At 62.4% G+C, this 22,081-nt stretch carries 15 protein-coding genes and 1 tRNA gene; 7 read left to right on the top strand and 9 right to left on the bottom strand.

What is annotated here, in order from left to right; all coding sequences use genetic code 11:
* The first annotated feature begins 2 nt into the window (after positions 1-2).
* Both betA and betB read left to right on the top strand, forming a co-directional pair.
* The gene (betA, locus tag NKH16_RS18625) at positions 3-1,655 is read left to right on the top strand and encodes a choline dehydrogenase (RefSeq protein WP_352679685.1); all 1,653 of its coding nucleotides are present in this window, start codon (positions 3-5) and stop codon (positions 1,653-1,655) included.
* Positions 1,656-1,714: 59 nt separating this feature from the next.
* Complete coding sequence (gene betB, locus NKH16_RS18620; protein ID WP_352900994.1) at positions 1,715-3,178, top strand: betaine-aldehyde dehydrogenase; 1,464 nt, start codon at positions 1,715-1,717, stop codon at positions 3,176-3,178.
* On the opposite strand, the gene NKH16_RS18615 is transcribed toward betB, so the two are convergent.
* Both NKH16_RS18615 and NKH16_RS18610 read right to left on the bottom strand, forming a co-directional pair.
* Positions 3,142-5,412, bottom strand: coding sequence for an AGE family epimerase/isomerase (locus tag NKH16_RS18615; protein WP_352900993.1), 2,271 nt, complete (start codon positions 5,410-5,412; stop codon positions 3,142-3,144). The two genes, betB and NKH16_RS18615, sit on opposite strands and share 37 nt — an antisense overlap.
* Positions 5,413-5,429: 17 nt before the next feature.
* The gene (locus NKH16_RS18610; protein ID WP_502911715.1) at positions 5,430-6,944 is read right to left on the bottom strand and encodes a phosphomannomutase/phosphoglucomutase; all 1,515 of its coding nucleotides are present in this window, start codon (positions 6,942-6,944) and stop codon (positions 5,430-5,432) included.
* Positions 6,945-7,149: 205 nt separating this feature from the next.
* Here NKH16_RS18610 and NKH16_RS18605 point away from each other — a divergent pair.
* Together NKH16_RS18605 and NKH16_RS18600 are read left to right on the top strand one after the other, a co-directional pair.
* Positions 7,150-7,226: transfer RNA gene (locus tag NKH16_RS18605), tRNA-Pro, on the top strand.
* Between the two features lie 499 nt (positions 7,227-7,725).
* On the top strand, positions 7,726-8,748 hold the full coding sequence (locus NKH16_RS18600; protein ID WP_352900989.1) for a site-specific integrase: 1,023 nt from the start codon (positions 7,726-7,728) through the stop codon (positions 8,746-8,748).
* Here NKH16_RS18600 and NKH16_RS18595 read toward each other — a convergent pair.
* From NKH16_RS18595 to NKH16_RS18580, 4 genes are all read right to left on the bottom strand, one after another.
* A complete protein-coding gene (locus tag NKH16_RS18595; protein ID WP_352874362.1) occupies positions 8,723-10,342 on the bottom strand; it encodes an ABC transporter ATP-binding protein in 1,620 nt (539 codons plus the stop codon). The two genes, NKH16_RS18600 and NKH16_RS18595, sit on opposite strands and share 26 nt — an antisense overlap.
* A gap of 1 nt (position 10,343) precedes the next feature.
* The gene (locus tag NKH16_RS18590) at positions 10,344-11,462 is read right to left on the bottom strand and encodes an ABC transporter permease (protein WP_352900986.1); all 1,119 of its coding nucleotides are present in this window, start codon (positions 11,460-11,462) and stop codon (positions 10,344-10,346) included.
* Positions 11,455-12,378 (bottom strand): ABC transporter permease subunit, encoded by a 924-nt coding sequence (locus tag NKH16_RS18585; RefSeq protein ID WP_352679665.1) that lies wholly within the window; start codon positions 12,376-12,378, stop codon positions 11,455-11,457. The genes NKH16_RS18590 and NKH16_RS18585 overlap by 8 nt, the downstream gene beginning before the upstream one ends.
* 166 nt (positions 12,379-12,544) lie before the next feature.
* The gene (locus NKH16_RS18580; RefSeq protein WP_352874360.1) at positions 12,545-14,137 is read right to left on the bottom strand and encodes a peptide ABC transporter substrate-binding protein; all 1,593 of its coding nucleotides are present in this window, start codon (positions 14,135-14,137) and stop codon (positions 12,545-12,547) included.
* A 209-nt stretch (positions 14,138-14,346) separates the two neighbouring features.
* Here NKH16_RS18580 and NKH16_RS18575 point away from each other — a divergent pair, with 209 nt between their 5' ends.
* The 3 genes from NKH16_RS18575 to NKH16_RS18565 are packed head-to-tail and all read left to right on the top strand — an operon-like array spanning position 14,347 to position 16,785.
* Positions 14,347-14,523: a hypothetical protein gene (locus tag NKH16_RS18575; RefSeq protein WP_352874358.1), complete on the top strand. Its 177-nt coding sequence runs from the start codon at positions 14,347-14,349 to the stop codon at positions 14,521-14,523.
* Complete coding sequence (locus tag NKH16_RS18570; protein WP_084641571.1) at positions 14,520-14,999, top strand: TadE family protein; 480 nt, start codon at positions 14,520-14,522, stop codon at positions 14,997-14,999. Before NKH16_RS18575 ends, NKH16_RS18570 begins: the two co-directional genes overlap by 4 nt.
* A gap of 1 nt (position 15,000) precedes the next feature.
* The gene (locus NKH16_RS18565) at positions 15,001-16,785 is read left to right on the top strand and encodes a pilus assembly protein TadG-related protein (protein ID WP_352900982.1); all 1,785 of its coding nucleotides are present in this window, start codon (positions 15,001-15,003) and stop codon (positions 16,783-16,785) included.
* 16 nt (positions 16,786-16,801) lie between these two features.
* Here the strand turns inward: NKH16_RS18565 and bglA are convergent, their stop codons facing one another.
* The 3 genes from bglA to NKH16_RS18550 are packed head-to-tail and all read right to left on the bottom strand — an operon-like array spanning position 16,802 to position 22,081.
* Complete coding sequence (gene bglA, locus NKH16_RS18560) at positions 16,802-18,430, bottom strand: beta-galactosidase BglA (protein ID WP_352743137.1); 1,629 nt, start codon at positions 18,428-18,430, stop codon at positions 16,802-16,804.
* Positions 18,420-20,453 carry a glycogen debranching protein GlgX gene (glgX, locus tag NKH16_RS18555; RefSeq protein ID WP_352900979.1) on the bottom strand — a complete coding sequence of 678 codons (2,034 nt, stop codon included), beginning with the start codon at positions 20,451-20,453 and terminating at the stop codon, positions 18,420-18,422. The genes bglA and glgX overlap by 11 nt, the downstream gene beginning before the upstream one ends.
* Positions 20,453-22,081 (bottom strand): alpha-D-glucose phosphate-specific phosphoglucomutase, encoded by a 1,629-nt coding sequence (locus NKH16_RS18550; protein ID WP_352743133.1) that lies wholly within the window; start codon positions 22,079-22,081, stop codon positions 20,453-20,455. The genes glgX and NKH16_RS18550 overlap by 1 nt, the downstream gene beginning before the upstream one ends.

Here is a 22,081-nt window from a genome sequence, read left to right as displayed (position 1 = left end):
CCATGCTTGAAGCGGATTTCGTCATCATCGGCTCCGGCTCGGCCGGTTCGGCCATGGCCTACCGGCTCTCGGAGGACGGCAAGCATTCGGTGATCGTCATCGAATATGGCGGCAGCGATATCGGCCCGCTGATCCAGATGCCGTCGGCACTGTCGATCCCGCTCAATATGAGCCTCTACGACTGGGGCTTTGCCAGCGAGCCGGAGCCGCACCTCGGCGGCCGCGTGCTGGCGACGCCGCGCGGCAAGGTCATCGGCGGCTCGTCGTCGATCAACGGCATGGTCTATGTGCGCGGCCATGCCCGCGACTTCGACCATTGGGCCGAACAGGGCGCGACCGGCTGGGGCTTTGCCGATGTGCTCCCGTACTTCAAGCGCATGGAGGACAGCAATGGCGGCGAGAATGGCTGGCGCGGCCATGGCGGGCCGCTGACTGTGCAGCGCGGCTCGAGGACGAACCCACTCTACGGCGCCTTCGTCGAGGCAGGCCGTCAGGCCGGTTTCGAGCTGACCGACGACTATAATGGCGCGAAGCAGGAAGGCTTTGGGCCGATGGAGCAGACCATTCGCGGCGGCCGTCGCTGGTCCGCGGCGAGCGCCTATCTGAGGCCGGCGCTGAGGCGGAAAAATGTCAGCCTGGTCAAAGGTTTCGCCCGGCGGGTAATCGTCGAGAATCAACGCGCCACCGGCGTCGAGATCGAAGTGCGCAAACGGATTCAGGTGGTCAGAGCGCGGCGCGAGGTGATCGTTGCCGCGTCCTCGATCAACTCGCCCAAGATCCTGATGCTGTCCGGCATCGGCCCCGGCCAGCACCTTAGGGAGAACGGCATCCCGGTGATCGCCGACCGGCCCGGAGTCGGCCGCAATCTGCAGGACCATATGGAACTTTACATCCAGCAGGAATCGACAAAGCCGATCACGCTGAACTCCGTCTTGAACCCGTTCTCGAAGGCGCTGATCGGGGCACAATGGCTGTTCTTCAAATCCGGCCTCGGTGCCACCAATCATTTCGAGGCGGCCGCCTTCGTGCGCTCGCGCGCCGGCGTCGACTATCCCGATATCCAGTATCACTTCATCCCGGCCGCGGTCCGCTATGACGGCAAGGCGGCAGCCAAAGCGCATGGTTTCCAGGCGCATGTCGGGCCGATGCGGTCGAAGTCGCGCGGTTCGGTCACGCTGCGCTCGCCCGATCCCAAATCGAAGCCGGTGATCCGCTTCAACTACATGTCGCATCCGGACGACTGGACGGAGTTCCGCCACTGCATCCGGCTGACCCGCGAGATCTTCGGGCAAGCGGCCTTCGATCCGTACCGAGGCAAGGAACTGTCGCCGGGCTCGCATGTACAATCGGATGAAGAGCTCGACGCCTTCATTCGCGACCACGCCGAAAGCGCCTACCACCCTTGCGGCACCTGCAAGTTGGGCCGTGCCGATGATGCGATGAGCGTCGTCGATCCGGAATGCCGCGTCATTGGCGTCGAAGGGCTTCGGGTCGCCGATTCCTCGATCTTTCCACGCGTCACCAACGGCAATCTCAACGCGCCGTCGATCATGACCGGCGAGAAGGCCGCCGACCACATTCTCGGGCGTACGCCGCTGCCACCGTCCAACCAGGAACCATGGATCAATCCGCGCTGGCAGGTGTCGGACAGATAGGCCATGATCCGGCGGACGCATATTCCGCATGCCGCGACAAGTCGATTTGGAGAACAGTCATGCGCGCCCAGCCAACGGCATCGCATTATGTCAACGGCCGCTATATCGACGACGAGCGCGGCGCAGCGCTGCCGGTTATCTATCCGGCAACCGGCGAGACCATCGCCATGCTGCGCTCGGCGACGCCGAACGTGCTGGAGCTCGCGATCGAGGCGGCGCGTGCAGCACAACCGGCCTGGGCGCGGCTGAAGCCGGTCGAACGCGGCCGCATCCTGCGCCGCGCCGCCGACATCTTGCGCGCGCGCAATGCCGATCTGGCGCGCATCGAGACGCTGGATACGGGTAAGCCGATCCAGGAGACGCTGGTTGCGGACGCCCCGTCCGCGGCCGACTGCCTGGAATATTTCGGCGGCGCCGTCGCCGCCTTTAATGGCGAGGCCGTGGATCTTGGCGGACCCTTTGCCTATACCAAGCGCGAGGCGCTCGGCGTTTGCGTCGGCATCGGCGCCTGGAACTATCCGATCCAGATCGCCGGCTGGAAATCCGCACCCGCCCTCGCCATGGGCAATGCGATGGTGTTCAAACCATCGGAAAACACGCCGCTTTCAGCGCTGGCGCTCGCCGAAATCTACACCGAGGCCGGGCTGCCCGACGGGCTGTTCAACGTCGTGCAGGGTTTTGGCGATGTCGGAGCCGGCCTTGTCGGCCACGATGTCGTCGCCAAGGTCTCGGTGACCGGCTCGGTGCCAACCGGCCGCAAAGTGCTGTCGCTCGCCGGCTCGAAGATGAAGCACGCGACGATGGAGCTCGGCGGCAAGTCGCCGCTGATCGTCTTCGATGATGCCAACCTCGAAAACGCCATCGGCGGCGCGATGCTCGGCAATTTCTATTCGACCGGCCAGATATGCTCCAACGGCACGCGGGTCTTCGTGCAGAGCGGCATCCATGACCGTTTCGTCGAGAGGCTGACCGAACGGACGAAGAAAATCCGCATCGGCGATCCGCTCGATCCGGGCACGCAGATGGGGCCGCTGGTCTCGAAGGCGCAGCACGACAAGGTGGTCTCTTACATCGAGGCCGGCAAGCAGGATGGCGCGGTGCTCGCCTGCGGCGGCAACGTGCCTTCGCTGCACGGTTTCCAGGGTGGCTTCTTCGTCGAGCCGACGGTGTTCACCGGTGTCGTCGACACGATGCGCATCGCCCGCGAGGAGATTTTCGGGCCGGTGATGAGTGTGCTGAAATTCGACAGCGAGGACGAGGTGATCGAGCGCGCCAACGATACCGAATTCGGCCTCGCCGCTGGCGTGTTCACCCGCGATCTGCAGCGCGCCCATCGTGTCATCGCCGAACTGCAGGCCGGCACCTGCTGGATCAACGCCTACAATCTGACGCCGGTCGAAATCCCCTTCGGCGGCTTCAAGCAGTCCGGCATCGGCCGCGAGAATTCGCTCGCGGCACTGGCGCTCTATTCGCAACTGAAGTCGGTCTATGTCGAGACCGGGGATGTCGCCAGCCCGTACTGATCCTTGCAGGCCGTGCCGTCCAGATATTGGGTCAGCGCGCAGACCAGATGATAGAAGATGCTGGCCGGCACCTCGCTTGCCAGTGAACGGCCGCGCTCGTCGATGCGGTCGATCCACAGGCCGAGCGGTGCGGGATTGATGTGCCAGCGGAACAGCCGGCCGACACGCGCCTCGATTTCCGGCTTCAGGTCGGGACCGCCCGAACCGTCCAGCGCGATCGCCGCCTTGATCGCTTCGGCCTGTGGCCAACTGCGCGAGACGCGGTCGAGCGGCAGCCCTTGCCGCGAGACCGCGCCGTAGGCGAGGCCTGTGGCGCGGTTCAGGCCATTGGCAATTGCCGACGCGTAAAGCTTCCGGGCAAGGCCGGTCAAGCCGCTCTGGCCGCTGCGCCCGGCGAAGTCGACCAGCAGCGAGGCCCATTCGAAATGATGGCCGGGTTCGGTCCACGTGCCCTTCTCGCCAGGGGCCGGCCGCCATTCATTGTCGAAATACTCACCCAGCGTCCAGCTTTCCGGGTCGAAGAAATGGCTGCGGAACAGATCGACGATGCGCGCGGCGCGACGAAGATAGGCGCGCTCGCCCGTCGCCTGATGCCAGGCCAGGAATGCCTCGAGCAGATGCATGTGCGGGTTGGAGCGGCGCTCGCCCTCGCCGCTCGAGGTCTCGCGGAAGCCGGTCAGGCGTTCGTCCTCGAGATGCGCGTCGATGAACGCGAAGGTCTCCTCGCCAAGCCGCAACGCATCGGGATTACCGCACATATGGGCATGCGCAAGCGCCAGGAGCACGCAGGAATGGTCATAGGCATCCTCGGCGGCGTCGGCGACAGTGCCGTCGATGTTGAGCGTGCGTACCCAGCCGCCATTGTCGGTACGTCCGTGCCTGGCCATGAATTCGAGGCCGTGGCTGATCAGCCGATCGGCCGGGCCGTTCCAGCCGCGCGCCTTGGCGACGGCGAAGGCGTAGATCTGCCTGGCCTGCGTGCGCATGCGTTTGGGTTTCATCAGCGGGGCGGCATCGAAGCCGAGCGCCTCGTGGAACCCGCCATGGCGCTCATCGACGCCGACCGTCGACCACAACGGCACCGTCTCCTCGAACAGCCAATGGTGCACGCGGCGCTGCCAGGCGCCGCTTTCGATGACGCGGTCGTCGGCGGGCGTGAACCTGGTCTCAAGGCGGCCGCTTTTTTCGAGCTGCTCGACGATCTTCTTGACGTTCTGGCTGTGGCTGACCGGAGCAACGAAAGTGGCGTCGGCGGTCGACACGATGGCGACGTCCTTCAGGCCTATGGCCGACAGCAGGCGGCCGTCGCTGCGGATATAGGAGTTCTCGCAATCGATGGCAACGACATCGCCGACAATGACATTGCCCTGCGTGTCGGAGGGGCCGACGTCGAGCAGCGATTGCCAGGAGCCGAGATCATTCCAGCGAAAGCCGGCCGGCACCATGGCGATGCCGCTGGCGCGCTCCATGATCGCATAGTCGATCGATGTCGATGGGATGGCGGCATAGAGCTCCAGAGGCATGTAGAGGCCGGAAAGATCCGATGTCGCAGCCTGGTAGGCAGCCTCTGTGGCGCTCCAGATGTCGGGCTGGAAGGCCATGAACGCGTCGCGCATGGCACTGGCGCGAAACAGGAAGATGCCGGTGTTCCAGTAGAAATTGCCGGCCTCGAGATAGCTCTGCGCCGTGGCGAGATCGGGTTTTTCGACGAAACGCGAGACATCGCAGATGCCATCGCGCTCGCCGGCCACCTCGATGTAGCCGTAACCGGTCTCGGGTTGGGCGGGCTTGATGCCGAACACCACCAGCCTGCCTTGGCGCGCGGCCGCAGTGCCAGCCTCGATGCTCCGCCAGAATTGCTGCGGCGTCGCGATCTCATGATCGGACGGCACCACCAGCACCAGGCTGTCGCCGAATTCCGACAGCGTGCGCAGGCTTGCCAAGGCGACGGCCGCGGCGGTGTTGCGTCCGGTCGGCTCGAACAGCGGGCCGCCGCCGGAAAGCTCGTGACCGGCAATGTCGGCATGAACGCGGTCGGCATGCCTTTCCGAGGCAATCAGGAAAACCGGCGTTTCGCCTTCCAGCCGCGCGGTCAGCCGGCGCAGCGTCTTTGCCAGCATTGAGCCATCGCCGGACAAATCATGGAACTGCTTGGGATTGTCCTCGCGCGACAACGGCCACAGCCGCGAGCCGACGCCGCCGCTCATCACAAAACTGACGATCCGTTCGGTCATGAAAACAAGCCTCGTGCTCAAAAGGTCTGATTGTAGGCGCCGACTTCGGGGCTGCGGCGCAGCACCGCATCGACGGCTTCGAACATCTGCCGGCGCCGCTCGGACGATACCGGGCTCTCCACCACCACCACAAGCTCCGGCTTGTTCGATGATGCGCGCACCAACCCCCAGGTACCATCCTCCGCCACGACCCTGACGCCGTTGACGGTGATCAGTTCGGCGATCTTCTGGCCGGCGAACACCGTGCCCTCGTCCTTCATCTTGCGAAAGTCGCCTACGACGCGCTCGACGACGTCGTATTTGAGCTCGTCGGCGCAGTGTGGCGACATGGTCGGCGTGCCGAAGGTCAGCGGCAGATCGCGGTAAAGATCCGCCATGCTGCTTTGCGGGCTGCGATCCAGCATCTGGCATATGGCGATGGCCGTGACCAGGCCATCGTCATAGCCGCGGCCGATCGGCGGATTGAAGAAGAAATGGCCCGATTTTTCGAAACCGGCGGCGGCGCCGAGTTCGGCGACGCGCCGCTTGATATAGGAGTGACCGGTTTTCCAATAGTCGGTGACCGCGCCATTTTCCCGCAGCACCTTGTCGGTCATGAACAATCCGGTCGACTTGACGTCGACGACGAAAGTCGAGCCGGGATAGAGGTGCGAAATGTCGCGCGCCAGCATGACGCCGACCTTGTCGGCGAAAATCTCGTTGCCTTCATTGTCGACCACGCCGCAGCGATCGCCGTCGCCGTCGAAACCGAGCCCGACATCGGCGCCCGTTTCCAGCACCTTGTCGCGAATGGCGTGCAGCATCTGCATGTCTTCGGGGTTGGGATTGTAATTGGGAAACGTATGATCGAGCTCGACGTCGAGCGGGATCACCTCGCAGCCGATCCTTTCCAGTGCCTCGGGAGCGAAAGCCCCGGCGGTGCCGTTGCCGCAAGCGGCCACCACCTTGAGCTTCCTGGAGATACGCTTTCCCGCTGTCAGATCGTCAAGGTAGGTTTTGCGGAAATCCGCAACGAAGTCATAGGAGCCACCACCGACAAGGTCGAAATCGCCTGAGAGCACGATCGCCTTCAGCGCGCTCATCTCCTCCGGACCAAAAGTCAGCGGGCGCGCCGCGCCCATCTTGACGCCGGTCCAGCCATTCTCGTTGTGCGAGGCAGTGACCATGGCGACGGAGGGCGTGTCGAGCGCGAACTGGGCGAAATAAGCCATCGGCGACAGGGCCAGCCCGATATCCTTGACCCGTGCGCCGGCGGCCATCAGCCCGGAAACCAGCGCCAGCTTGATGGCAAGCGAATAGGAACGGAAATCGTGACCGGTGACGATGTCGGGTCCGGCACCCAGGCGACGGATCAGCGTGCCGAGCCCCATGCCGAGCGCTTGGACGCCGATCAGATTGAGTTCCGGCGTTTCGTTCGAGCCGGGATGGCCGAACCACCAGCGCGCATCATATTCGCGAAACCCGGAGGGTTGGATCAGCGCCGAGGTTTCAAACTCAAAAGTGTTTGGTCTGACATCGCTAACGATCTTCATCGACAAGGCTGCAAACTCCAGGCGGCTGAATCAGGTGCTTCGAGGCAAGTGGACGGTTACCCAGATGCCCTTTAAGCCGTGTTTGTGCGACAGGAAACTGAAACCTGTATGACGTGGCGGCGAAAGCGAAAGAAATGCGACAGAAGCGCTGCCATTGGCGCTTGCAGTAACCAAACGCGGCGGCTATAAGCCCGCGGTCTGGTCACGGAGTGTAGCGCAGCCTGGTAGCGCACATCGTTCGGGACGATGGGGTCGCAGGTTCAAATCCTGCCACTCCGACCAGAAAAAACATCCCCGGTTCAAGGCCCGCAGGCGCTCTTTCCAAATTGCCCCTATACATTCGGACAAGAAGGCAGGTCTGGCCGGGGAGAGGCTAAGCGGTGCCCGCAGGGGCATCGGATCGCGGCTAATGCCGACGCGAGCGGATGTTCGTCATCGGCAAAAAGCGACTTTCCATGGCACCCGAAACCTCCCCCGCTTCGGCATGCCAAGTCGTCCGGTGAAGGCCGGCGTGAGATTTACACCTCAGTTATAACCGCAGCATGGGGTAGCCCGGGCCACCATTTTGACGCGGCTGTCGGCTACCCTCCGGGAACTCACCAAAACCTATCGTCCGGCGCGAAAGCCAAGCCGGTGCGATTCCTCCGCCGCATTTCGCAAGTCTTTGCATCTCACAGCACTATCGCCCATTTTGCTTGTTGCAAAGCCGGTCTTGTTGCCTCTTCTAACGATCCCCATCCGCAGGACGAACAACTTCGGAGCAAAAAAGGGGACCATCGTGATGACCCATCATCATGCCCGCACGGCAGCGGCGTCTAGCGCTTCAGGTATGCTGCGCCCTCAACTCGGGCCTGCCGCCGCCGGCAAATATCAGCCCCCGATCTCCAGGGCCGATGCCCGCCGCCTGACTGTCGGTGACATCCTCGCCGCCTATGCCGAAGCACGCCAGGCCAAGATTGGCGGTCGCAAGGAATTTCTCGCCAGGATGCGTTTTCTGAACGAATTCTTCGGCACCGAGCCGGTCGCCAGCATCAATGGAGATCGCTGCCGCGCCTATGTCGAGCACCGTTCGCGCGAGCGCAATCGGGTAGAGCGTGAGCGAATCGCCAAGCTCAAAGCTGCGGCGATGGAGACCCGCCGTGCGTTACTCCCGGCGTGGCGAGACAAGGACTTTACATCAGGCCCGCGTCGCGATCTTGAGGACCTCCGCTCGGCGATCAACTTTTGGGCCAAGGAATACGGTCTCGATCCGAAGCCGTCCGTCACCTTGCCAGACAAACCAGCAGCGCGCGAGCGCTGGCTGACGCGCGAGGAAGCAGCGGGACTGCTGCGCGCGGCATTGCGGCTGCGCCGGAAGCACGGTCAGTATGCTCATCTCTGCCGCTTTATCATTGTGGGGCTCTACACTGGCTGCAGACATCGTTCAATCCTGCAACTCAATTGGGATGGCGAGGCCGCAGAAGCTTGGCCGGACCTAGGCCGCGGCGTGCTCTATTGCAAAGATCAGCACGCGAAAAAAAGCAAGAAATGGCGTCCGCCGACGCGACTGCCGTCACGGCTGATCTCCCATATGCGCCGCTGGAAGCGTATCGATTGCGACTGCGGGCCGGTCGTCCATGACAGCCTGGGCGAACCGACAAAGCGCATCGAGAAGGCGTTCCGCACCTGCCGCGTGGAAGCCGGGCTCGGCCACGATGTCACCCCGAATGTGCTTCGCTATACCCGCGCCATGTGGCCTGTGCTGTGCGACGTCGACATGTGGCGGATCGCCAGCAAGGCTATGCGCTCAGGCGAAATCGCGTGACATCGATGGCCGCGGCCATCAGTGTCTGTGTGTAGGTTGCCTGCGGATTGCTGAAGATCGCCTCGGTCGGCCCCTCCTCGACGATCTTGCCCTGTTTCATAACGATGATGTAGTCGGCCATGGCGCGCACGACGGCGAGATCGTGGCTGATGAACAGATAGGACAGTTCGTGGTCGGCCTGCAGCTTGCGCAGCAATTCGACGATCTGCTTCTGCACCGAGCGGTCCAGCGCCGAGGTCGGCTCGTCCAGCACCACCACTTTCGGCTTGAGGATCATGGCGCGCGCAATGGCGATGCGCTGCCGCTGGCCGCCGGAGAATTCGTGCGGATAGCGGTTGCGCGTGTTCGGATCGAGCCCGACTTCGAGCAAGGCATCGACCGCGCGGAGATCGCGCTGCCTGCCCGACAGATTGGGCTCGTGGACCAGAAGACCCTCGGTGATTATCTGGCCGACGGTCATGCGTGGCGACAGCGAGCCGAATGGATCCTGGAAGACCAGCTGTAATTCGCGCCGCAGCGGCCGCATCGCCTGGCGGTCAGCGTGGGAAATGTCGCGGTCGCCAAGCCGGATGATGCCGTCGCTGGGCAGGAGCCGCAGCAAGGCGCGGCCGAGCGTCGATTTTCCCGATCCGGATTCGCCGACGATGCCGATCGTCTGGTTGCGCTTCAGCCGTATCGAAATGCGATCGACGGCGCGCAGCAGCAGCGGCTCGCCGCCAAGAAATCCGCCGCCGATCTTGAAGGTCACCTCGACGTTCCTGCCTTCAAGCAGGACAGGGGCATTCGGAGGCGGCGGCGCCTTGGTGCCGGTCGGTTCGGCGGCAAGCAGCATCTTGGTGTAGCCGTGCTGCGGGTTGGCGAAGATTGCTTCCGCCTCGCCCTCCTCGACCACCTCGCCATAGCGCATCACATAGACCCGGTCGGCAAAGCGCCTGACGATGCCGAGATCGTGGGTGATGAAGACGATCGCCATGCCGAGCTTGCGCTGCAGTTCGGCGAGCAGCATGAGGATCTGCGCCTGGATGGTGACGTCGAGCGCGGTCGTCGGCTCGTCGGCGATCAGTATGTCGGGATCGTTGGCCAGCGCCATGGCGATCATTACGCGCTGGCGCTGGCCGCCCGACAACTCGTGCGGATAGGATTTCATCCGCCGCTCCGGATCGGGAATATGGACCAGCCGCAGCAGCTTGAGCGCCTCCTCGCGCGCCGCGGCGGCGCCAAGTCCGCGATGCTTGCGGATCGGCTCGATCAGCTGGTTGCCGATCGAATAGAGCGGGTCGAGCGAAGTCATCGGCTCCTGGAAGATCATGCTGATCTTGCGGCCGCGGATCTTGTTGAGCTCTGGCTTGCCCAGCGTCAAAAGATTGCGGCCGCGATAATCGACGGTGCCGGTGGCTTCGCCGTTCGAGGCGAGCAGGCTCATCGCCGCCATCATCGTCTGGCTCTTGCCGGAACCGGATTCGCCGACGACGGCGACGGTTTCGCCTGATTTGACGTGGATGTTGATGCCCTTCACCGCCTCCACCACACCGTCGAGGGTGCGGAAGCGGACGCAAAGGTCCTTGACGCTGAGGATGGTTTCGGAAGCAGCCATCTCAACGATCCTTCGGGTCGAGCGCGTCGCGCAGCCCATCGCCGACGAAGTTCAGCGCGAACAGCGTGGAGACGAGAAAGAAGGCCGGGAACAGAAGCAGCCAGTTGGCCGAGCCGATGTTCTGGGCGCCGACCGAAATCAGCACGCCCCAGCTGGTCATCGGCTCCTGGACGCCGAGCCCGAGGAACGACAAAAAACTCTCCAGGATGATGACCTGCGGCACGAGCAGCGTCATGTAGATCACCACCGGCCCGAGCAAATTGGGGATCACATGGCGCAGCAGAATGCCGCGCTGGCCGACGCCCATCGCCTCCGCCGCCTGGACATATTCCTGCCGGCGGATCGACAGCGCCTGTCCGCGCACGATGCGCGCCATATCGAGCCACAGCACCGCGCCGACGGCCAGGAACATCAGCACGAAGTTCCTGCCGAAGAACACCACCAGCATGATGACGAAGAAGATGAACGGCAAAGAATAGAGCACGTCGACGACACGCATCATCACCTCGTCGACCCTGCCGCCGGCAAGGCCGGCGGTGGCGCCGTAGAGCACGCCGATGACCACGGCTACGATGCCGGCAAGCAGGCCGATGGCCAGCGATATGCGCCCGGCCATCAGCGTTCGGGACAAGAGATCGCGGCCGGTATTGTCGGTGCCGAACAGGAAATATTGCTGCTTGATCGAGGCACTCATCACCATTTCGAGACCGTCCGGCGATTTGCTCTCGATCTTTGTGTCATCAAAGGTATCGGAACGATCAAGGTAGCGAATGTTGCGGTCGTCGATCGGCTTGAACGATTTTACGGTAACGAACACACGGCTGCCCTCCTGCCGCCACTCCTTGATTTCGGCGCGCATGCGCCTGATCGCCTCGTCGAGAGCGCCTTCGATCATGTCGGCCTTCGGATAGGCGGAGAAGCTCGGCGGCGTACGGACGTAATCGCCATAGATGGTGGTGTATTGGTGCGGCACGAAAGAGGGCCCAAACACGCTGATGACGGCGATGAAGGCAAGATAATAGAGGCTGAGCATGGCTGCGCGATTGGCCTTGAGGCGCGCCCAGGCGTCACCCCACAGGGATCGGCCGACGACCGGTGCGGCTACTGCGATATCAGTCATAGCGCACCCTCGGATCGACGACCCCGTAGAGGACGTCGACGATCAGGTTGAAGACAATTGTGAAGAGCGCGATCACCACCACTGTCCCCATCACCAGTGTGTAGTCACGGTTGAGCGCAGCAACGACAAAATGGCGGCCGATGCCCGGGATAGAGAAGATGGTCTCGACAATAATCGAGCCAGTGAGAAGGGCCGCGGCTGCCGGACCGGTGAAGGAGACGATCGGCAGGATGGCGCCGCGCAGCGCATGCTTGACGACGACTGACCAGTCGGACAGGCCGAGAGCGCGCGCGGTGCGGATGTGATGCGAGTGCAGCGATTCGATCATCGAGCCGCGCATCAGGCGGGCAACGATGGCGATCTGCGGCAGAGCGAGCGTCAGTACCGGGCCGACCTTGTTGATGAGGGCTCCATCGCCCCAGCCGCCGATCGGCAGCAGCTTCCAGGTCAATCCGAATACAAGCTGGATTATCGGGGCGATGACGAAGGTTGGTATGGTGCTGCCGGCGGTCGCCAGCGCGATCACAGAATAGTCGGCAAGCTTGTTCTGGTTGAGCGCGGCAACAGTGCCGAGCACGCTGCCGAGGAGCAGCGCCAGAACGAGCGCCGAAGCACCAAGTTGGATCGAGATCGGCAGGCCTTCCCTGAACAACTCGCCGACGGTGAAATCCGGCATGTTGTAGCTGGGGCCGAAATTGCCGCGCAGAAGATTGCCTAAATAATGGAGGTACTGCAGCCAGAGCGGGTCGTTGAGCCCGAACTGGGCTTCGAGATTGGCCCTGATCTCGGGGCTCAGGCCCCGCTCCTGGTTGAACGGGCCGCCCGGCGCGACGCGTATCAGAAAGAACGCTATAGTCACGATGACGAACAGCGTCGGGATGGCGGTCAGGAGCCGCCGGAAAACGAATCTCAGCATCGATGCCCCGCTTGATCCAGAGCAGCGCGCGTCCGGCTGGACGATTGCGCTCTAGCCTTCAAATCTTCGCACCGACATTGTCGAAAATCGAATCCGGTTCCCGGGCCGATGCGATGGCAAACCGGCGCCGCCGCGCATTGAGTCGCGCGGCGGCCTGGCTAAGGGATCAGTCCTTGCTGATGAAGCGGGACGGATGGATGTCCATCACATTGTCGTCGAAGCCGTGCAGCTTCGAGGAAACGATGTCGTGGTAGCTATAGTAGAGAAGCGGGATCTCGCCGACGTCGTCGACGAGGATGCGCTCGGCCTCGGCGAGTTCCTTCATGCGCTGTTCGGGCTTGCCGCCGGCGGCGGCGGCCTTGTCCATGGCCGCCTCGAATTTCGGGCTGTTATAGCTCGAATAATTGTTGCCGCTGGCCTTGCGAGATATGCCGAGGAAGGTTTCCGGGTCCTTGTAATCGGCGATCCAGGCGGCACGCGCCACATCGTAGTCGCCCTTCTGCTCGAGGAAGGAGTAGTGGGTCTTGGTGTCGGTGTTGAGCAGCGTGACCTCGACGCCAAGCGGCTTCAACTGTTCCTGGATGGCGACAGCGGTGTTCTTGTGGTTTTCCGAGGTGTTGTAGCGGATCTGCATCTTCAACGGATGCTCGGGTGTATAGCCGAGTTTCTCGAGGATCTTCTTGGCAGCGTCCTCGCGGTCGATCTGCGGCATGTCGGCGTATTTGGCCAGTGCCGGCGTGTAGCCCTGGATACCCGGAGGGACCATCGAATAGCCGGGCAGCATCGAATTCTGCCAGACTTTTTCAGCGAGGAAGTCGCGATCGATCGCCATCGAGATAGCGTTGCGCAGTTCGACGTTGTCCCAAGGCGCCTTGTCGGTCTTGATCGCGTAATAGTAGATGCCGAGATATGGCCCGACACGGACCTGGTCGCCGAATTTGGTCTTGAGATCGGCGAGCTGTTCGGTCGGCAGGTCACCGTAACTGTCGAATTCGCCGGCCTCGAAGCGCTTCATCGCGGACGAGCGATCCTCGGTCGGGATGTAGTTGACCACGTCGAACTTGACGCTGGCGGCGTCCCAGAATTTCGGATTCTTGACCAGCTTCAGATGGTCGTTGGGAATCCACTCCGCCGCTGTAAAGGCCCCGTTGGAGACCAGCTTGCCTGCCTTGATCCAGTCGGCGCCAAGCTTTTCGATCGACGCCTTGTTAACAGGATAGGTCGCTTGATGGGTCAGCATCTCCAGGAAGTAAGGCGTTGGCGCCTTGAGCGTGACTTCGAGGGTAGTTGCGTCAATCGCCTTGACGCCCATATCCTCCGGCTTGCCCTTCTTGGTGTTGACTTCCTCGGCACCCTTCACTGGATACAGCATGGAAGCGTATTCCGCAGCGGTAGCCGGATCTTCCAGCCGACGGAACGAATAAACGAAGTCGTCCGCCGTCACCGGGCTGCCATCCGACCAGAGGCCGTCCTTGCGCAGCTTGAAGGTGTAGACCTTGCCGTCGTCGGACACCGTCCAGCTTTCGGCGGCGCCCGGAATGAGATTCGTCTTCTGGTCATGCATGACGAGGCCCTGGAACAGGTCGCGTATGATATCGGCTTCGTAGACCGTCGAGGTTTTGTGCGGATCGAGCGTCTCCGCTTCGGCGGCGGCTCCGCGGTTGTAGACGGTCTCGGCGAAAGCCGGCGTGTAGAACGTGCCGGCGGCCAAGACCATGGTCGTGGCGAGTACCGTCGCCTTCAGCACATGTTTCAGCATGGAGTTCTCCCTAATGACGTCGCCCTTCGGCCACGTCTCTAAGTGTTGACGCCCCGAAACCGATTGGTTGGTTCCTTTCGAGCGCGCAGCCGGTTCCCTTTCCGGCAGCTGGTGGCCAAACAGTAACGTGGAGATTTTTTATTTCAACAGACTCTCGGGGTCACCCAAAGTAAGGGGGCCGGGGCAGTCGTTTTGCGGGCGGCCAATCAATGGTCGAAACGATGAGTTTGACTGGGTTTCCTGGCCAGAACGCCGATCTGGGAAATAATCTGGCCGATCATTTCAGTTTACCGGATTGTATTAATTGGTTCTTAGGCAACCAAGGGTTACAAATTTCGATGGGAATCGGCACATCGACCTTGGGTTCCAACGGGCAAGGGCAATGAACAAGATAGACAGTAATACTGTCGCATTGAAGCGTAAAATATTGCGCCACATACGGACGAATCTACGCAAAATTGGCGAAGAGTCCGGAACTTCCGCTGTCGAGTTCGCCCTGCTTTCCCCAATCTTTATCCTTCTTTTGCTCGGAATGGTTGCATATGGTATCTATTTTGGTGCAAGCAACTCCTTGCAGCAAATCGCCGCCGATGCCGCCCGCACCGCAATTGCCGGATTGAATCAAACCGAGCGCCAGGCGCTGGTGGCGAGTTTCGTCAAAAACAATGCCAGTGGATACCCGTTCGTCGATTCCGGCAAGCTGACCTATCAGGCGACGGACAGCACGGCCGACGGAAATCAGTTCGTCGTGTCGATCCAGTACGATGCCAGCAACCTGCCGATCTGGAACCTGTTGCCAAGCCTTGCGATGCCGCAAACCACGATGTCGCGCAGATCTACCATCAGGATTGGAGGCATTTGAAATGTCGCAGTTCTTGCTGAGGAGCATCGGGCGGATCGCTCGCTCGATGGTTGGCGACAAGAAGGCGAACTTTGCCGTCATGACGGCGCTGACAGCGCCATTCGCGCTGGGGCTGGCTGCCTTCGCTGTCGACGAAGGTTCGATCTACACGGAGCGCAGGGAAGCCCAGGCGATGACCGATCTGGCGGCGATCACCGCGGCGTCGAACATCAACAATATGGAAGCCGCGGCGGTAACCACGCTCAGCGACAACCGAATGCCCGGCATCATTGTTCAAAAGGCAGGTCAGACAATCGTTCCCAAGGTTGGCAAAACCGTCGTGTCGGTCACCGGCGGCCGATACTCAGCGGCGTCCTCCGTTGGTGTCGACAAGCGCTTCGAAGCCGGCAAAACGCCTTACAACGCCGTTCGCGTCACTCTGCGAAAAATCCCCGCCCGCTATTTCGCCAGTTCGCTCATCCCTACGCCGGTTGTCGGCACCGAAGCCATTGCCAGCGTGACCCCGCAAGCGATGTTCTCGGTCGGGTCCAGGCTCCTCAGCGTCAATGGCGGCATCCTCAACGCGCTTCTCAGCAAGTTGCTGGGCGCCAACATTTCGCTCAGCGTCATGGACTACAACGCGCTGATCTCGGCCGATGTAAACGTGCTTTCGTTCGTCGATGCCCTTGCCGTACAGTTGCAACTGACAGGTGTCAGCTATTCCGACGTGCTGGCGTCAAAAGCGACGGTAGGCCAGATCGCGACCGCCATGGCCAATGCGTCCGGGTCGGGCAGCGCCAGCAAACTTGTGCTGCAGACGATCGCGTCGAGGGCCACCAACACGGTCAAGATACCCCTCAGTCATCTTATCGATCTTGGCTCGATCGGTAAGCTCGGCCTCGGACAAAAGTCTCCCGGCTTTTCCGTCGACGCAAGCGCGATGGGCATGCTGGGTGCCGCCGCCTCGCTGGCCAATGGCTCAAACCAGGTCCAGGTCGATCTCGGCGCCACTATTCCGGGACTTACCTCCACCACGCTCGCCATCGCCATCGGTGAGCCAATGCAATATTCACCCTGGCTGGCCGTCGGGGAAAAAGGCACCGTGGTGCGCACCGCGCAGACGCGCATCAAGCTGGTCACCACAGTGGGCATCGGCAATTCTAATCTCGGCGGCGGCATCAGCCTGCTGTCCGTCAACCTGCCTCTGCATGTCGAAGTCGCCTATGCGGAAGCCAAGCTAACCGACATCAGCTGCCCGACGGGCCGGCCCGATAGCATCAAGGTCTCGATCGCCGCGCAGCCTGGCGTGGCCTCGCTGCACCTTGCCACCAGCGACGCCGACAACAACCCATCGGCTTTCGCCGATTTCAGCAATCCGCAATCGTTCTCCGATGCCACGATTGCACAGGTAAGCGTAAAGCTTCTGCTGCTCACCCTCAATCTGCTCGATGTGAAGGGTTCGTCATCACTTGCCATCACCAACAACGATCCGACCGCATTGACGTTCGACAGCACCGATATCGCCAACAAGACGATAAAAACTGTCGCCACAAAAAACCTGACGCAATCACTCACGACATCGCTGGTCAGCGGCCTCTCGCTCTCGGTCAATGCACTGGGCCTCGGACTGGACGTGACGGCCCTGCTCGGAACGGTTAAGCCGGCGGTGGTAACGGTTCTGAACGGCGTGACGGCGCCGGTCGACGAACTGGTCTATAACGTGCTTGCAGCTGTCGGCGTGCATGTCGGCGAGGCCGATGTGCGGGTTGTCGGCGCGACTTGCGGGCGCTCCGTGCTCGTTCAATGAGATAATGAAATAGAGCTCAGCCGATCCGGCCGAGGAAGCAGCCCAGCGGCGGCAGCGACAGAGTTCTTTCCTGCAAGACGCCGGCAGCACCGCCAAGATCTCTCGGCTCTATCGCTTCCAGATCCGGTGGCAATTGCCAGCCGGCCGGCTCGTCGGCGAAATTGAAAACACACAGCAGCTTTTCGTCACCGCCTTCGCGAATGAAAGCAAGGACGTCGCCTTCGGCATCGAGGAACCGGATCGAGCCTCGAACCAGCGCCGGATGCTGCTTGCGCAAGGCCAGCATCGCCCGGTAGCTCGCCAGGACGGAGGTTTGCTCGCCGTCCTGGACGTCGACCGCCTGGGCGCGATGGCTTGTCGGGACCGGAAGCCACGGCTTGCCGGTCGAAAAGCCGGCATTGTCGGCGCCAGCCTCCCAGACCATCGGCGTTCGGCACCCATCCCGTCCCTTGATTGCCGGCCAGAACCGGATGCCGAAGGGATCGCGCAAATCCTTGAACGCCAGTTCAGCCTCCTCCAGCCCGAGTTCTTCGCCCTGGTAGAGGCAGATCGATCCGCGCAGGCAGGAAAGCAGCACGATCGAGAATTTCGCCACCCTGTCCGGATCGCCGCCCGGCCTTGTCCATCGACTGACATGGCGCACGACATCGTGGTTGGAGAACGCCCAGCAAACCCAGCCGTCGAACACCGTACTCTCGAAGGCCTCGACACAGCCACGCACATGCGACGCCGAGAATTGCGGGCCGAGCAGGTCGAACGTGTAGGACATTTGGAGCTTGTCGCCACCGCCGGTATAGGCGGCGAGCGTCTGCAAGGAACGAGTTTCGTCGCCAATCTCGCCGACAGCGACGCGGCCTTCATATTCGTCAAGCAAGGTCCGGAAGCGCCTGAGGAAAGCAAGGTTTTCCGGCTGGCTCTTGTCGAACAGATGCTCCTGATAGAGATAGGGGCTGGTTGCCGTATTGGTGCCGGCGACGCTTTCCGCCAAAGGCGGGTTGCTGCGCAGCCAGCGGTCGTGGACGTAATAGTTGACCGTATCCAGCCGGAAACCGTCGACGCCGCGCTCGAGCCAGAACCGCACCGTTTCCAGCAAGGCGTCCTGCACCTGCGGGTTGTGGAAATTCAGGTCCGGCTGCGAGGCGAGGAAATTGTGCAGGTAATATTGCCTGCGCGTTGCGTCCCATTCCCAGGCCGGGCCGCCGAAAAGCGACAGCCAGTTGTTGGGGGCGGTGCCGTCGGGCTTCGCATCGGCCCAGACGTACCAGTCGGCCTTGGGGTTGTCGCGGCTCGTGCGGCTTTCGACGAACCATTCGTGCCGATCCGACGAATGCGACAAGACCTGATCGATGATCACCTTCAGGCCGAGCCGGTGTGCCTCGGCAACCAGCGCGTCGAAATCCTCTGATGTGCCGAACATCGGATCGACGGCGCAGTAATCCGAAACGTCGTAACCCATATCGGCCATTGGCGACTTGAAGAAAGGCGACAGCCAAACCGCGTCGACACCGAGCGATGCGACATGGGCCAGCCTCGAGGTGATGCCGCGGAGATCGCCGCTGCCGTCGCCTGTCGTATCCTGGAAGGAGCGCGGGTAGATCTGGTAGATGACCCAGCCGCGCCACCATTCGGCATTGTCAGCCATCATGGCTCTCCCCTGCGCCCGCCCGCGCTGTCCTGCTTTCGATCATGAACAGGACCGTTCGCCCAGGCACCGGCCGCGAGATATCGCTACTATCCGGTTCGATAGCTGGGCGCCAAAGAAAACCCGCCCGTTCCGGCAGCGTGAACATGCAGGCCCGGCGGTCGCCGTTGATGATCACCGCAAGGCGACTGTTCTCACCGCTCCCGAGAACCATGACCAGCCGGTGCCGCCTGGCATCGTGCCAGGCGGCCTCGTCGAGCGGCATGCCGGTTTCCGTCAGCCAGGCTACGTCTGGGATTTCCGAGCCCGCAGGCGGTTCTCCGGTCAGGAATGTTGCGTCCAAGAGCGCCGGCACGGCACGACGCATCTTGGCGAGCAGAACCGTGTACAGCTCCAGCGCCCGGTCGCGCCCGGCCCAGTCGAGCCAGGTGATGTCATTGTCCTGCGCGTAGGCGTTGTTGTTGCCGCGCTGCGTGCGGCCGAACTCGTCGCCGGCCGTCAGCATGATCGTGCCGCGCGAGGCAAAGAGCGTCGCCAGCAGCGCGCACTGGTCATCGAAACGGGCCGTAACGATCGCCCGGTCGCCGGTCTCGCCCTCGACGCTATTGTTCCAGGACAGGTTGTCGTCGTGACCATCGCGGTTCTGTTCGCCATTGGCCTCGTTGTGCTTGTGCTCATAGGCGACGATATCGGCCAGCGTCATTCCGTCATGCGCAGCGATGAAATTGACGCTGCGGCTCGTGGTCTGGCCTGCTTTGGAAAAGACGTCGGACGAACCGGCAAGCCGGGTCGCCAGCGCACCGATCATGCCGCCGTCGCCGCGCCAGAAGCGGCGGATATCGTCACGGTATTTGTCGTTCCACTCGAGGAAGGGCCGCGGAAAATTGCCGAGCTGATAGCCATCCGGTCCGATGTCCCAAGGCTCGGCGATCAGCACCCGGTCGCCAAGAACAGGGTCGTTGCGAATGGCGTTCAGCAGCGGCGCATCGGCGTCGAAAACGCCGGCGACGCGGCCGAGGATCGGCGCCAGGTCGAAGCGGAATCCGTCGACACCCGCGTGCTGGACAAAGTGGCGAAGCGTGTCGAGGACCATTTCCCGGACGACCGGATGCTCGCAGGCGAGCGTATTGCCGGTTCCGGTGTCATTGACCAGAGCGCCGTCCGGCTCGTGCCGGTAATAGGCGCGGCTGTCGAGGCCGCGCAGCGACAATGTCGGGCCGAGCCGGTCGCTTTCGCCGGTGTGGTTGAACACCAGGTCGAGGATGGTGCCGATGCCGGCGTCGCGCAGCGCGACGACCGTTCCGCGCAACTCGGCCAGACCGCCGGGCGCCAGTCGAGGATCAAGCGCCATGAAGGTCACGGGATTATAACCCCAGGCGTTGCGCAGCCTGAGCGGCGGCAAATGCCGTTCGTCGATCGATGCGGTCACCGGCATCAACTCGATGGCTGCGACACCGAGTTTTTGCAGATGCTCGATAACAAGGGGATGAGCGAGAGCTGCAATGGTGCCGCGTTGCTTCTCGGGAATGTCCTTATGCAGCTTTGTGAAGGCGCGCACCGGCACCTCGTAGATGAGCCGGCCGGGCCGAAACAGAGGCGGCAAGGCGGGCAAGGGTTCCGGCAAGGCGCCGGCAATGGCCTTCGGCATCAGTGGCGCGGTGTCGGCCCCCTCGCCTCGACGCGCGGCTAGCCGGCCGTCATAGGCATAGGGCCTGTCGATCTCGACGGCATAGGGATCGGCCAGCAGCTTGTCGGGATCGAACCAGAGACCGTGTTCCGGCGCGTAGTCGCCATCGGCGCGGAACCCGTATCGGGTCCCGGCGGCGAGACCGGCAACAAAAAGTGCGTGGACGCCCTCGTCTTCCGACTGGAGTTCCAGCCGGTCGACTTCGCGGTTGCCGTGTTCGTCGAAAATCGAAACCCAGATGCGCCGAGCCGACGAGGACCATGCGGCGAAGCGGATGCCGCCCTCCCCGGCAAGCCCGCCAAATCGCGGACGATAGCCGGCGGATAGTCCCAACGACATCAGGTGATGACGCTCGGCTTGACGCGGCCGGTATGGCTGCGAATCCCGGCAATGTCGTCGGCCGCCGCGATCAGATCGGCAAGCGCCTCCTGGGTGTCGAGATCGTGGCGGTTCTTGTCCGGCTCGTAGCGCTCGACATAAAGCCGCAGCGTCGCGCCCGAGGTGCCGGTGCCGGACAGGCGGAAGACGACGCGTGAGCCGCCTTCGAACAGCACCCTGATGCCCTGGTTCTTGCTGACCGAGCCGTCGACCGGATCGTGATAGGCGAAATCATCGGCGCTGGCGATCGTCATGCCGCGCACGCTGGTGCCAGGCAGCGAGCCGAGCTTGGCGCGCAGCTCGCCGACAAGCGCGTTGGCACGATCGATCTCGACCTCCTCGTAGTCATGGCGCGAATAATAGTTACGGCCATAGGCCGCCCAATGCTGGGTGACGATCTGCTTGGCGCTTTCGCCGCGCACGGCAAGGATGTTGAGCCATAAAAGCACAGCCCACAGGCCGTCCTTTTCGCGGACATGGTTGGAGCCGGTCCCCGCACTCTCCTCGCCGCAGATCGTTGCCATGCCGGCATCGAGCAGATTGCCGAAAAATTTCCAGCCGGTCGGCGTCTCGTAGATGCCGATGCCGAGCTTTTCGGCGACCCGGTCGGCAGCACCGCTGGTCGGCATCGAGCGGGCGATGCCTTTCAGCCCGGCCTTGTAGCCCGGCGCCAGATGGGCGTTGGCGGCGAGCATCGCCACAGAATCAGACGGGGTGATGAAAATTCCCTTGCCGATGATCAGGTTGCGGTCGCCGTCGCCATCCGAGGCGGCGCCAAAGTCTGGCGCATCCGGCCCCATCATCTCGTCGTAAAGGTGTTTTGCATGCACCAGATTGGGATCGGGATGATGGCCGCCGAAATCCGGCAGCGGAATGAAATTGCGGGCGGTGCCGTTGGGCGCGCCGAGCCGGTTTTCGAGGATCTCCTTGGCGTAGGGGCCGGTCACCGCATGCATGGCGTCGAAGCGCATGCGGAAGCCCGACTTGAACAGCGCCCGCAATGCGTCGAAATCGAACAGGCTTTCCATCAGTTCGGCATAGTCGGCGACAGGATCGATGATTTCGACGGTCATGTCCCCCGTCTTGACCGTGCCGATCGTGTCGATGTCAACCTGCCCGATATCGGCGATCTTGAAGCTTGAAATCGCCTTGGTTTTTTCGAAGATCGCGTCGGTCAGCTTTTCCGGCGCCGGGCCGCCATTGCCGGCATTGTACTTGATGCCGAAATCCTCATGCGGGCCACCCGGATTGTGGCTGGCCGACAGGATGATGCCGCCAAAGGTCTTGTATTTGCGGATGACATGCGAAGCGGCCGGCGTGGACAGGATGCCGCCCTGCCCGACCATCACCTTGCCGAAGCCGTTTGCCGCGGCCATGGCGATGGCCTTCTGGATGACCTCGCGGTTATAGAAGCGGCCGTCGCCGCCGATCACCAGGGTTTTGCCCTCGAACCCGTCCAGCGCATCGAAGATCGACTGGACGAAGTTCTCGGCATAGTGCTCCTGCTGGAACACCGGGACCTTTTTACGCAGCCCGGAGGTGCCGGGCTTCTGGTCGGGATAGGGTTTGGTGGCGACGGTGCGGATCAT

Source organism: Mesorhizobium sp. M1307, assembly GCF_040318155.1.
Taxonomy (GTDB): Bacteria; Pseudomonadota; Alphaproteobacteria; order Rhizobiales; family Rhizobiaceae; genus Mesorhizobium.
The sequence above is the reverse complement of the archived record's forward strand: the minus strand, read 5'-3'. Positions and strand labels throughout refer to the sequence as shown.